The organism is Rhodospirillum rubrum ATCC 11170, from assembly GCF_000013085.1.
Lineage (GTDB): Bacteria > Pseudomonadota > Alphaproteobacteria > Rhodospirillales > Rhodospirillaceae > Rhodospirillum > Rhodospirillum rubrum.
Map to the genome: position 1 here is coordinate 2,143,622 of NC_007643.1, position 12,643 is coordinate 2,156,264.

The following is a 12,643-nucleotide window of genomic DNA, read 5'->3' on the forward strand; positions in this document are numbered from 1 at the left end:
GCTGTAGAAGAGTTGTGCCCTATGGACCAGGGACCCATCAATCGGCCCCATTTCTTCTTCACCACCGCCCCGATGCCTTGCCCGTACTTGGAAGGGCATCTGGAACGCAAGATGGTGACCGATCTGACCGGCCCGGAAGCCGAACGGCTTCACGAAAGCCTGTCGCGCGCCGGGTTTCGGCGCAGCCACACCATCGCCTATGCCCCGGTCTGCCCGGGCTGCACGGCCTGCGTCCCTGTCCGCATCCGCGCCCGCGCCTTCGTGAAAAACAAATCCTTCCGCCGCATCGTCCGCGCCAATGCCGGGGTGACGGCGGAATACGTGCCGGCCCGGGCCACGGTCGAGCAGTTCCATCTTTTCTCGCAGTACCAGCAGGCCCGCCATGGCGAAAGCGATATGGCGCTGATGGGGTTTTTCGATTACCGCTCGATGGTCGAAGACAGCCCGATCTCGACCTCGATCGCCGAATTCCGCGAGGCCGGGGGCGAATTGGTCGCCGCCTGCCTGATCGACCATCTCAGCGACGGCCTGTCGGCGGTCTATTCGTTCTTCAATACCACCCTGCCCCAAAGCCGGGGTCTTGGCACCTGGATGATCTTGTGGATGGTGGACGAAACCGTGCGCCGCGACCTCGACCACGTTTATCTCGGCTACTGGATCGCTGAAAGCTCGAAGATGGCCTACAAAGAGCGCTTTCAGCCCCTTGAGGTCTTCGGTCGGCGCGGCTGGATCGCCTTTGACGAACGCGGCCGCCCGGGCTGATCCTTCGGGCGCGCCGGCTGATCCTTGGGTGATTGTCGATACCCCTTTTCCGGCAGCGCAGCGAAAGAGTGTTTCATGGATCGACGAGAGTTCCTTTCGGCTTCCGCCGCCGCCGCGACGGGAGGACTATCCTTAGACGGCCTTTCCCGCCCGGCCCTGGCCAACGGCGCCAAAACCCTGACAATGGTCACGACCTGGCCCAAGGATTATGTCGGCCTGGGCGAAAGCGCCAGCCGGCTGGCCGCCCGGGTTCGCACGATGAGTGGGGGGCGCTTGTCGATCACCGTCTATGCCGCCGGCGAACTGGTTCCCGCCTTCGAGGCCTTCGAGGCCGTGGCCAATGGCACGGCCGATCTCTACCACGGCGCCGAAACCTATTGGGAAAGCCGCTCCAGCGCCTTCAACTTCTTTTGCGCCGTTCCCTTCGGCCTGACGGCGATCGAAACCAGCGCCTGGATCCACCATGGCGGAGCCCAGGCGCTGTGGGACGCCTTGTCGGCCCCTTACGGCATCAAGCCGATGCTCGCCTCGGCGACCGGGGTGCAGATGGGCGGATGGTTCAACAAGGAAATCAAACGGGTCGAGGATTTCAAGGGCCTGCGCATGCGCATTCCCGGCCTGGGCGCGCGCATCCTCAAAGAGGTTGGCGCCGTGCCCGTAGCGCTGCCCGGCAGCCAGATCCACGACGCGCTCCGCGATGGTGCCATCGACGCGGCGGAATGGATCGGCCCGTGGAGCGATCTGGCGCTCGATCTGCAAAAGGTCGCCCGCTACTACTACTATCCGGGCTTCCACGAACCCGGAACCTCGCTGGCCGTCGGCATCAATCTCGGGGTCTGGCGCGGCTTGTCCGACCAGGAGCGGGCGATCATCGAGGCCGCCTGCGGCGCCGAACACGCCTTTAGCTTGGCCGAATACAACGCCCGCAACGGCGACGCCCTGCATACCCTGGTGACCAATCACGGGGTGCAACTGCGCGCCTTCCCCACCCAGGTTCTGCTGGAACTGGGCAAGACGGCGGGTCGGGTCGTGCGGGCGGCGGCGGCGGATTCCCCGGAAACCCGACGGATCTACGACCATTACACCGCCTTCCGCCGCAAGGCCCTGACCTGGGCCCAGCTCTCCGATCAGGCTTTCTGGAACGCCCGGTCACTGCCGTTCGAGTATTAAGGGCTAATTCGCCGCCATCCGGGCGTTGGGCGGATCGACTGGCAGGCCCGGACGTTGGATCGGTCCCGAAGCGGTTTTCCAAAGGGATGGCCCCCATCATGACGCGCATCGCCCTTACCCACGTCACCACCTACCGCTACGGCGCGCCGGTCACGCTTGGCGAACACAAGATGATGTTCCGCCCGCGCGATAGCCACGACCTGCATATCGTCGAGGCCACGCTGGTCTTGAGCCCGGTCGCCGAGGTGCGCTGGATGCACGACGTGTTTGGCAATTCGATCACCATCGCCGACTTCCAAGGCGCCAGCACCGATTTTCTGCGCTTCGAGAGCAAGATCCTGCTCGACCACTTCGGCCTGTCCGAACCAACCTATCCGATCGCCGCTTACGCCGAGACCTTCCCCTTCACCTATGACGCCGATCTGGTCGCCGATCTCGGGCGAACCAACGAGCGCCATTATCCCGATCCCGACCACCGGCTTGACGCCTGGGCCCGGCGCTTCCTTGACGAACCGGGGGAAACCGCCACCCTGGAGATGCTGAGCGCGATGAACCGGGCGATTTCGGCCGAGTTCAGCTATGCCGCCCGCGATACCGAAGGCACCCAGACGCCGCTGGAAACCCTGGAGCGCGGCAGCGGCAGTTGTCGCGACTTCGCCTTGCTGATGATGGAGGCGGTGCGCTCGCTGGGGTTGGCCGCCCGCTTCGTCAGCGGCTATCTGTATGATCCGGCCCTTGACGGCCGGAACGCCAGCGGCACCGTCGGCGCGGGCGCCACCCACGCGTGGCTTCAGGTCTATCTGCCCGGCGCCGGCTGGGTGGAATTCGATCCGACCAACGCCCTGGTCGGCGGCGAAAACCTCATCCGGGTGGCCGTCACCCGCGATCCCTCGCAAGCCGTGCCGATCACCGGCAGCTTCGCCGGTCCGGGCAACGCCTTCTTGTCGATGGAGGTCGAAGTGACCCTCCACCGCCAGGACCAGAACATTCAAGTCGCCTAAACACCTTATGGCCCGAAGCTGTTGGTGCGCGGGAAGCCCTGGGGCGGCAGTCGTCCCAGGCCGGCCCGGTCGCCCAACCAGGCGGTCAGGTCGCTTTCGGTGCGCGTCCGCTCGCCCGATTTCCAGGTCAGGCCATCGGCGATGGCGAAGGTCTTGATATCGGCGATGCCGCCATCCTTATAGCGCTGCAAGATGACGCCCTTGCCGCGCGCCAGCACCGGCACCTGGGTCAAGGGGAAGACCAGCAGCTTACGGTTCTGGCCGATCACCGCCACATGGTCGCCGCGCACCTCGCGGCACAGCAGGGCGCGCTCGCCGGCGTCGACGGTCATCACCTGCTTGCCGGCCCGGGTCTGGGCCAGGACGTCCTTTTCCTCGACGACGAAACCCCGGCCGCCGCTGGCCGCCAGGATCAGGCGGCGCGCCGGATCGTGGACCAGCAGGCTGACGATATCGGCGTCATTGGGCAGATCGAGCATCAGCCGCACCGGTTCGCCAAAGCCGCGACCGCGCGCCAGCTTATCGGCGGGCAGGGTAAAGAAGCGTCCGGTACTGTCGAGGATCAGCAGCTTGTCGGTGGTCTGGGCGTGGAGCGCCAGCAGCAGGGCGTCGCCCTCTTTGAACTTGTTCTCCTCGCCCGGCTCCTGATGGCCCTTGACGGCGCGCAGCCAGCCGCGCTCCGACAGCAAGACGGTGATCGGCTCGCGCTCGACCAGCGCCTCGATCGGCACGATCACCGCCGTCGGCGCGCTGCCCAGTTCGGTGCGCCGCCGCCCCAGGGCGGTATCGCCGCCAAAGGTCTTGCGGGTCTCGCGGATCTGCTTGGCGATCACCTTCCAGCACAGCCCCTCGTCGGCGAGCAGGGCCTCCAGCCCGGCCTTCTCGGCCGACAGCGCGTCATGCTCGCGGCGGATCTCCATCTCCTCAAGCCGGCGCAAGGAGCGCAGCCGCATATTGAGGATGGCCTCGGTTTGCACATCGCTCAGGCCAAAGGCCGCCATCAGCGCCGGCTTGGGTTCGTCCTCCTCGCGGATGATGCGGATCACCTCGTCAAGGTTGAGATAGGCGATCAAGGTGCCGGCCAGCACCTCCAGGCGGTGTTCGATCTTGCCCAGGCGATGGCGCGAGCGCCGGCCAAGCACCACCAGCCGGTGATCAAGAAAGGCGACCAGCGCCTCCTTCAAGCCCAGCACCTTGGGCACGCCGTCGCCATCAAGCACGTTCATGTTCAGATTGAAGCGGATCTCCAGATCGGTCAGCCGGAACAGCTGCTCCATCAGGGTCTCGGCATCGACGGTGCGGTTGCGCGGTTCGAGCACCAGACGCAGGTCATCGGCGGATTCATCGCGGACATCGGCAAGGATCGGCAGCTTGCGGCCGTTGATCAGCTCGGCGATGCGCTCGACCAGCTTGGCCTTCTGAATCTGATAGGGAATCTCGGTGATAACAATCTGATAGAGGCCGTGGCTCAGATTTTCCTTTTCCCAGCGCGCGCGCAGCCGCATGGCGCCGCGGCCGGTGCGATAGGCCTCGGCGATGGCCTGGGGATGCTCGGCCAGCACGCCGCCGGTGGGAAAATCGGGGCCTTTGACGAAGCTCAGCAGGGCTTCGGGCGGACAGGCCGGCACCTTGATCAGATGCAGCAGCGCCTCGCACAACTCGCCGACGTTATGGGGGGGGATATTGGTCGCCATGCCGACGGCGATGCCCGAGGAGCCATTGGCCAGAAGATTGGGGAAGGCGGCGGGCATCACCACCGGCTCGTGATCCTCGCCATCATAGGTCGGGCGGAAATCGACGGCGTCGTCGTCCAGCCCCTCCATCAGGGCGCTGGCGACGGCGGTCAGCCGGGCTTCCGTATAGCGCATGGCGGCGGCGTTATCGCCGTCGATATTGCCGAAATTGCCCTGGCCTTCGACCAGCGGATACCGCACGGCGAATTCCTGGGCAAGGCGAACCATCGCCTCATAGACGGCGGCGTCGCCGTGGGGGTGATACTTGCCGATCACATCGCCCACGACGCGGGCGCATTTCTTGAACCCCGAGCCGGGATCGAGCTTGAGCATGCGCATGGCATAAAGCAGCCGCCGATGAACCGGCTTCAACCCATCGCGGACATCGGGCAGCGACCGCGACACGATGGTCGACAGCGCATAGGCCAGATACCGCTCGGAGAGCGCTTCGCTCAGCGGCGTTTCGCGGATCTCCAGGGGTTCGGGAACGGGGCCTTTGCTCATCGGGATCGGATCCTCTTTCTCAACGCACCATAGACATCACCGGTCCGCCGCTGACCACCGGCGCAACCGTTCGACAAACCTCTGCCGGCTGGCGGGCAATCCCCGCCCCTGGGGCGCCAGAACATGCCCCTCCAGGAAATAGCCGCTAAGGCGCAGGCCGTCACCAACCGCCTGGGCGTTCGCCGGAACCTCGGCGGGCGACAGCAGAAAGGCCGGCAGGGCAAGCAGCCGCGCCTGCCACGGCGCGCCCGCCTCCCGCCCGACCGCCCGGCCGCTGCGCGGCGAGACATAGGCGAGATCGCCGCACTCCCCGCTCACGGCGCAGCATGACAGGTCAAGCCCGAAGCCCAAAGCGGCGAGCAGCCCGATTTCCCAGCGCACGAAGGCCCCCGCCCAGACCAGGGGGGTGCCCTCCCCGCCCTCGGCCAGGGCGTCGAGCAGCGCCAGGGTCGCGTCATAGACATCGGCCTGGGGGGCGCGTTCGGGCAAGACCGTTTCGGCCAGGGCACAGGCCGCCGCCAGGGCGGCCAGCCGGTCGCGATCATCCAGCAATCCCCCGGCCACCCCGGCCAGAAGCTCGACGACAAGGCTGCCCAGATGATCTTCCAGGCGGGCCTTCCACGTGGCCTGAACCAGGGATCCCGGCTGAAGGGCGGCGCGCAGCCGCTTGCCGCGTCCGCCGCGGACGATGCCGGAATGGCGCCCATGGCCGGCGCTCAGCAGGCTGACGATCACCCCATCCTCGCCATGGGGCCGGGCGGCCAGCACGATTCCCCGATCGCTCCATTCGATCACCCGACGGCGACCTTTTCCAGCTAGACCAGCAGCACCGCCACCCCGGCCATCAGGCAGAGGATGCCGCAAAAGACCAGGAGCGCCACCAGCCAGCGCGGCAGACGGCTTTGGGCGCGGCCGCCCAGCACCAGGAACTGCGCCACTCCGGCCGTCAGCAAAACCAGCCCCAGGGGATTAAGGCCGCCGCTCACCGCGCGCCCCGCTCAGACATCGAAATCAAGTCCCCATTCGGAATACTGGTCGCGATCGTCCCACAGCCGGTCGTTGACCTTGACGTGAAGGAACAGATGCACCGGGCGTTCCAAAATCTCGGAAAGCTCCACGCGGGCGGCCCTGCCCAGGGCCTTGATCCGCGCGCCGCCCTTGCCGAGGAAAATCGCCCGCTGGCTTTCGCGCTGCACCAGCACCGTCTGGTCGATGCGCACCGAACCATCGGCGCGCTCGCGCCAGGATTCGGTCACCACCGCGGCGGCATAGGGCAGTTCCTCGTGCAACTGCAAGAAGACCTTTTCGCGGGTGATCTCGGCGGCCAGCAAACGCTGGGGCAGATCGGAGACCTCGTCCTCGGGGAACATCCACGGGCCGGCGGGCACCCGCTCGGCCAACCATGCCAACACGTCGTCGCAGCCGCTGCCGGTCAGCGCCGAAATCATGAAGACTTTTTCAAAGGGCAAAGCCGCATCCAGGCGCGAGGCCATTTCAAGCAGGCGCGAGCGTTCCAGGGCATCGACCTTGTTGAGCGCCAGAAGGGCCCGGCGGCCGGTGGCTTTCAGCTTGGTCAGGATCTCTTCGACCTCGGCCGTGATGCCCTTATGGGCATCGATCACCAGCAACACCAGATCGGCTTCCAGGGCGCCTTCCCAGGCGGCGGCGACCATGGCGCGATCGAAGCGCTTGCGCGGCTGGAAGATTCCCGGGGTATCGACGAACACCACCTGGGCTTCGCCAACCATGGCGATGCCGCGCACCCGCGAGCGCGTCGTCTGCACCTTGGGCGAAACGATGGTCACCTTGGAACCGACCAGTCGGTTCACCAAAGTGCTCTTGCCGGCGTTGGGGGCGCCGATGACGGCGACGAAGCCGCAGCGCGGCGGAGCAGAGTCGGCGGGGGAAGGGCAATCCAAATCGGTCATGTCGTCTTTTTTTCTCTTGGCTTGGCGCGGGTTCGGCGCGATTCGCCCATCCCTTTCAGGCTTTAGCGGCCCGGCGATAGCGCGATGGCCCCCGAAGACGGCGATCCGCCCGGACCGCGGGCCGATCACCGCTCGGTCTCCCGTTCAATCTAAATCAAACCGCGTCCAATGGGGATCATCGAACGCGGCTTTCACACCCCTGTCGGTCCTGATCAGGCCAGACGATCAAGAAGCCTTTGGGCGGCGGCCTGTTCGGCCAGCCGCTTGGAGGCCCCCAGGGCGCTTTCCGAGCCGTTATCCTTGACCGTCACGCTCACCGTGAACATCGGCTTGTGGGGCGGACCGTCCCGCCCTTCCACCGCATAGGTGGGCAGCGGCAGGCCCCGTCCCTGGGCCCATTCCTGCAAGGCCGTCTTGGCGTCCTTGGGCGGGGTCAGGTCTTCGGCCATCAAGGGCGCCCAGCGCGCTTCGACGAAGCGCTGGGCCTTGGCGTAGCCGCCATCGAGATGGAGCGCGCCCAGCACCGCTTCGCAGACATCGCAGAGCAGCGAGGGATTGAACTGCCCGCCCAATTCCTCTTCGCCCCGCGACAGCTCCATCAACTCGCCCAGGCCAACGCTCTGGGCGACACGGGCCACCGTGTCTTGGCGAACCAGACTGGCGTGACGGCGCGCCAAGGCGCCCTCGTCCTCGGTCGGGAAGCGGGCGTACAGCATCTCGGCGACCACCAGCCCCAACACCCGGTCGCCCAGAAACTCCAGGCGCTCGTAGCTCGGCCTGCCCTCGCGCGAACGGTGGGTCAGGGCGCGCGCCAACAAGGCGGGGTCGGTGAACCGATGATCCAGGGCGATCTGAAGAGCGTTCAGGTCGCGGGCCATGGACCCTCCAAAACCCGGAAAAACCGACAAAAGACGGGACAGGCCTTACGCCGTCCCGTCAACAAAACAAACCATCCCACCACGCAGGCGTCCTTAATCGATCGAATGGAAGAAGCGGTCCCAGCGAATGGCGAAGGGCCATTTCCAGACCTGCCAGATCGCCGCCGATCCATCGTGCGAGAAGAACACGAACTCGGCCCGTCCAACCAGATTCTCGGCCGGCACGAAGCCCACCGTCGCCCGGCTGTCCTGGCTGCTGTCGCGGTTGTCGCCCATCATGAAATAATGGCCCTCGGGCACCCGGAACTCGCGGGTGTTATCGAGAAAATAGGTATCGCCATGGATCTCGAGAATGGGGTGGACCACGCCGTTGGGCAAGGTTTCCTGATATTGGGTCAGGCGCAGCACGCTGCCGCCGGCTTCGCGCTGGACAAAGTCCTCGGTCCGCTCGCGGCGCACCGGCTCGCCGTTGACGTTCAAGATGCCGTCGATCACCTGGATCCGATCACCGGGCAGTCCGACCACCCGCTTGATGAAATCGACAGAGGTATCGTTGGGCTCCTTGAAGACCACGACATCGCCGCGCTTGGGCACATCGCCCAACACCCGCCCGCTAAAGGGAATGATCCCCATCGGGAAGGAAAAGCGCGAATAGCCATAGGAGAATTTCGACACGAACAGATAATCGCCCACCAGCAGGGTCGGAATCATCGACCCCGAGGGAATGCGAAAGGGTTCGTAGGCGAATGTTCTGATGACGATGGCGATCAGAAAGGCATAGACGACCGTTTTGATCGTCTCGCCCAGGCCCCCGCCCTTTTTTCTGCTCATGAGGAAATCTTTCGGACCAATTGGATAAAGCTGAACGCGGCCTCCTCGACGGAGTCCGGCCGCCAGATGAAGCCCCCGCGCCCGGCCAATGTCAAGGCTGGCATGGGGTCCCCCCGCCAGCGGAGCGCGCCGCTTACGCCGCCACCCCGCCGCGCAGCGCCGCGTCCATATGGGCGCGCATGCGGGCGATCGCCTGATGCAAGCCGACGAAGATCGCCTCGCCGATCAGGAAATGGCCGATATTGAGCTCGGCGATGGCGGGCAGCGCCGCCACCGGCTCGACCGTGTCATAGGTCAGACCGTGGCCGGCATGGCATTCCAGCCCCAGGGCCTGGGCATGGCGGGCCGCCTTGTCGATGCGCAGGAACTGGGCCTCGCGCGCCGGACCGGCGGCGGCGTCGCAATAGGCGCCGGTATGGAGTTCCACCACCGGAGCGCCCAAGGCGCGGGCGGCGTCGAGCTGGCGGAGATCGGGTTCGATAAACAGCGACACCCGCACCCCGGCCTCGCCCAGGGCTGTGATGATCGGCGCCAGATGGACGGCCCCGCCAACAACGTCCAGCCCGCCCTCGGTCGTCCGCTCCTCGCGCTTTTCGGGCACGATGCAGGCGGCATGGGGGCGATGGCGCAGGGCGATGGCCAGCATCTCGGCGGTCGCGGCCATTTCCAGGTTCAGCGGCAGATCGATCTCGTCACGCAGGCGGGCGATATCGCGATCGCCGATATGGCGGCGATCCTCGCGCAGATGGGCGGTGATGCCATCGGCCCCGGCCTCTGCTGCGATCTTGGCCGCGCGCAGCGGGTCGGGATGGTCCCCGCCCCTGGCGTTGCGAATCGTCGCCACATGGTCGATGTTCACACCCAGCCTCAACACCCGGCTCATCGTTCTCTCCTTAAGGGGCCCAAGGGGGATCAGGGTTGCTGTCGCGACAGCGGCACGCCGCCTTCGGCGGCGGCCAACTTCTCCTCGCGGATCCGCGCCTTGCGATGGCGGCGCAGAACGCGGGCATGCTGGTATCCCGCCACCGCGCGCTTGACCGGCCAATAGGTGATGATCCAGGCGAGAATGGCCAAAGGAAGCGAACCGACCAGCATCGGCAGCAGCACCGGCATCACATCGGCCATGAAGGCGGCGCCATCGAGATGGACCAGCGCCCGGACCATGTGACCAAACAGCAAGGCGAAGTTCACCGCCTCGCCCTGCGCCTGACTGCCCAGGATCATCGATCCCAATTCATAGGTGCCGACCCAGATCACCGGGAAGGTCCAGGGATTGCCGATCGCCGTGCCGATGGCCGAGGCGATCATATTACCGCCCAGCATCCACGATATCAGGGCGGCGAAAACGATATGGATTCCCATCAGGGGCGTCATCGCCGAGGCGGCGCCGCAGGCAAAGCCGGTGGCGATCGACGCCGGGGTGCCGGGCAGCCGGGCGACCCGGTGGCCGATATAGCGCGCCGACCGCTTCCAGCCGGTGCGGGGCAGGAAGAACGCCTTGATCCGGGCGCCGAGGGAGGGCTTGACGCGCCTGTTGAACAGCATGGCCTTAGTGCCTCGCGCGCTCGACGTAATTGATGGCGGATGTGGCGCGCAGGGCGGCGATGATGTTGGTCAGGTGACGGACATCCTTGACCTCGACATCGACGATCATGTCGAAGAAATCCTGCTGCCGATTGGTGATCTTGAGATTGGTGATATTCCCCAGGTTCTTGGCAATCACCGTGGTCAGGGCGCCAAGACTGCCCGGTTCATTGGCGACCACCACATTGACCCGGCCGACGTGAACCTGGCTATCGGCCTCGGCATCCCAGGCCAGATCAAGCCAGCGCTCGGGCTCGTCGGAAAACTGCTCGAGCTGGTCGCAATCGATGGTGTGAATGGTGATGCCCTTGCCGGTGGTGACGATGCCGACGATGCGGTCCCCGGGCAGCGAGTGACAGCATTTGGCGAAATGTAACGCCATGCCGGGGATCATCCCCTTGATCTTGAAGCTGTGGTCGTCGCTGGCCCGCGGCTTCTTGGTCCGCCCCAGGGTGACGACGGCGGCCAGCTTGGGAACCATCTTGAGGCCGGGATAGACCGCCTGCACGACCTCGCGGGCCGGCAACTGGCCCTCGCCGACATCGACGATCAGATCTTCGACGCTATCGGCGCGGAATTTCTTGAGGACTCCGTCGAGGCCCTTTTCCGTCATCTCGTAGTTTTCGGCCTTGAAGGCCCGTTCGAGCAACTGGCGCCCGAGGATCAGATATTGGTCGCGGCGCTGCGAGCGCACGAATTTGCGGATCTGGGCCCGCGCCTTGCCGGTAACGACGAAGCGTTCCCATTCGGGCGAGGGCGTCTGCGCCTTCGAGGTGGCGATCTCCACCTGATCGCCGTTGTGCAGGGGCGTGCGCAGGGGCACCAGCCGGCCATTGACCTTGGCCGAGACGCAGCGGTCGCCGACCTGGGTATGGACCGCATAGGCGAAATCGACCGGCGTCGCCCCGCTCGGCAGGCCGATCAGATCACCCTTGGGGGTGAAGCAGAACACCTGATCGCTGAACATCTCGAGCTTGGTATGCTCAAGGAATTCCTCGGGACTGGAGGTATGCTCGAGAATTTCGAGCAACTCGCGGATCCAGCGATATTGCCGGCCATCCATGACCGGCGAGCCCTGCTTATAGGACCAATGGGCGGCCACGCCGAGTTCGGCCACCGAATGCATCTCGGCGGTGCGGATCTGGATTTCGATGCGCAGGCGTTCGGGCCCGATGACCGCCGTATGGATCGACTGATAGCCGTTGCGCTTGGGCGTCGAGATATAGTCCTTGAAGCGGTCGGGGATCATCGGATAGGAGGCGTGGATGATGCCCAGCGCCTGATAGCATTGCTCAAGGTTTTCAACGGTGATGCGGAAGGCCATGATGTCGGACAGCTGCTCGAACGAGATGTTCTTGCGCTTCATCTTCTGCCAGATCGAATAGGGCGTCTTTTCGCGCCCGGTGATCTCGGCGGTCAGTCCGTGCTCGGCCAAAGCGGCCTTGAGCTGATCGATGACCTTGGGCACCAGGGTGCCGCCCTGCTCGCGCAGAAAGGTCAGCCGCGCCTCGATGCCTTCCTTGGCGTCGGGATAGAGCTCGCGGAAGGCCAGATCCTCGAGTTCCTCCTTGATCTCGGCCATGCCGATGCGTTCGGCGAGCGGCGCGTAGATCTCCATGGTCTCAAGGGCGATGCGGGCGCGCTTCTCCGGCTTGCGGATGAAATGCAGCGTCCGCATGTTGTGCAGGCGGTCGGCCAGCTTGACCATCAGGACGCGGATGTCCTCGCTCATCGCCAGCAGCAGCTTGCGGAAATTCTCGGCCTGCTTGGCGTGGTCGGAGGAGATCTGGATACGGGTGAGCTTGGTCACCCCATCGACGAGACGGGCGACATCATTGCCGAAAAGCTGGCGGACATCCTCCAGCGTCGCCTCGGTGTCCTCGATGGTGTCGTGCAACAGCGCCGTGATGATCGAGGCGCAGTCGAGCTTATAGCGGGTCAGGATCCCGGCGACATCAATGGGATGGGAAAAATAGGGATCGCCCGAGGCCCGCAATTGCGAGCCATGCATCTTCATCGCGTAGACGTAGGCGCGGTTGAGCAGATCCTCGTTGGCGTTGGGGTCATAGGCCTTGACCCGCTCGACCAGTTCGAACTGGCGCATCATGGCCATGTCCTCCGCCCCGCTCCCGGCCCGATGGGTGCGCAGGGCCCCGCGAGAACGAACAGGGATCGGGCGAAGGGGGGACGAAGGGAAACGGAACCGATGGCGTCATGGCGCCCGATCATCATCCGCCTCCTCCGCACGCGTC

The 12,643-nt window shown here is 65.3% G+C and carries 12 protein-coding genes; 3 read left to right on the forward strand and 9 right to left on the reverse strand.

Going from position 1 to position 12,643, the window contains the following annotated elements; translation table 11 throughout:
• The first annotated feature begins 21 nt into the window (after window positions 1-21).
• The 3 genes from RRU_RS09580 to RRU_RS09590 all read left to right on the forward strand — a co-directional run bounded on the left by RRU_RS09580 (window position 22) and on the right by RRU_RS09590 (window position 2,933).
• Window positions 22-762, forward strand: a complete 741-nt coding sequence (locus RRU_RS09580; RefSeq protein WP_011389598.1) for an arginyltransferase — start codon at window positions 22-24, stop codon at window positions 760-762.
• Window positions 763-837: 75 nt separating this feature from the next.
• Window positions 838-1,932 (forward strand): TRAP transporter substrate-binding protein, encoded by a 1,095-nt coding sequence (locus RRU_RS09585; RefSeq protein ID WP_011389599.1) that lies wholly within the window; start codon window positions 838-840, stop codon window positions 1,930-1,932.
• Between the two features lie 98 nt (window positions 1,933-2,030).
• Complete coding sequence (locus tag RRU_RS09590) at window positions 2,031-2,933, forward strand: transglutaminase family protein (RefSeq protein WP_011389600.1); 903 nt, start codon at window positions 2,031-2,033, stop codon at window positions 2,931-2,933.
• Between the two features lie 5 nt (window positions 2,934-2,938).
• Here the strand turns inward: RRU_RS09590 and parC are convergent, their stop codons facing one another.
• The 9 genes from parC to RRU_RS09630 all read right to left on the reverse strand — a co-directional run bounded on the left by parC (window position 2,939) and on the right by RRU_RS09630 (window position 12,498).
• Entirely contained in the window at window positions 2,939-5,170 is a 2,232-nt protein-coding gene (gene parC, locus RRU_RS09595) for a DNA topoisomerase IV subunit A (RefSeq protein ID WP_011389601.1), read from the reverse strand.
• Between the two features lie 36 nt (window positions 5,171-5,206).
• Entirely contained in the window at window positions 5,207-5,965 is a 759-nt protein-coding gene (gene recO / locus RRU_RS09600) for a DNA repair protein RecO (protein WP_011389602.1), read from the reverse strand.
• A gap of 20 nt (window positions 5,966-5,985) precedes the next feature.
• Window positions 5,986-6,156 carry a hypothetical protein gene (locus RRU_RS19865; RefSeq protein WP_011389603.1) on the reverse strand — a complete coding sequence of 57 codons (171 nt, stop codon included), beginning with the start codon at window positions 6,154-6,156 and terminating at the stop codon, window positions 5,986-5,988.
• A gap of 12 nt (window positions 6,157-6,168) precedes the next feature.
• The gene (gene era, locus RRU_RS09605; protein WP_011389604.1) at window positions 6,169-7,098 is read right to left on the reverse strand and encodes a GTPase Era; all 930 of its coding nucleotides are present in this window, start codon (window positions 7,096-7,098) and stop codon (window positions 6,169-6,171) included.
• A 212-nt stretch (window positions 7,099-7,310) separates the two neighbouring features.
• Window positions 7,311-7,976 (reverse strand): ribonuclease III, encoded by a 666-nt coding sequence (gene rnc, locus RRU_RS09610; protein ID WP_011389605.1) that lies wholly within the window; start codon window positions 7,974-7,976, stop codon window positions 7,311-7,313.
• Between the two features lie 93 nt (window positions 7,977-8,069).
• Window positions 8,070-8,807, reverse strand: a complete 738-nt coding sequence (gene lepB / locus RRU_RS09615; protein WP_011389606.1) for a signal peptidase I — start codon at window positions 8,805-8,807, stop codon at window positions 8,070-8,072.
• A gap of 133 nt (window positions 8,808-8,940) precedes the next feature.
• Entirely contained in the window at window positions 8,941-9,690 is a 750-nt protein-coding gene (locus tag RRU_RS09620) for a pyridoxine 5'-phosphate synthase (RefSeq protein ID WP_011389607.1), read from the reverse strand.
• Window positions 9,691-9,719: 29 nt separating this feature from the next.
• Complete coding sequence (locus RRU_RS09625) at window positions 9,720-10,352, reverse strand: DUF2062 domain-containing protein (RefSeq protein WP_011389608.1); 633 nt, start codon at window positions 10,350-10,352, stop codon at window positions 9,720-9,722.
• 4 nt (window positions 10,353-10,356) lie between these two features.
• Window positions 10,357-12,498, reverse strand: a complete 2,142-nt coding sequence (locus RRU_RS09630) for a RelA/SpoT family protein (RefSeq protein ID WP_193385014.1) — start codon at window positions 12,496-12,498, stop codon at window positions 10,357-10,359.
• Window positions 12,499-12,643: the final 145 nt, after the last annotated feature.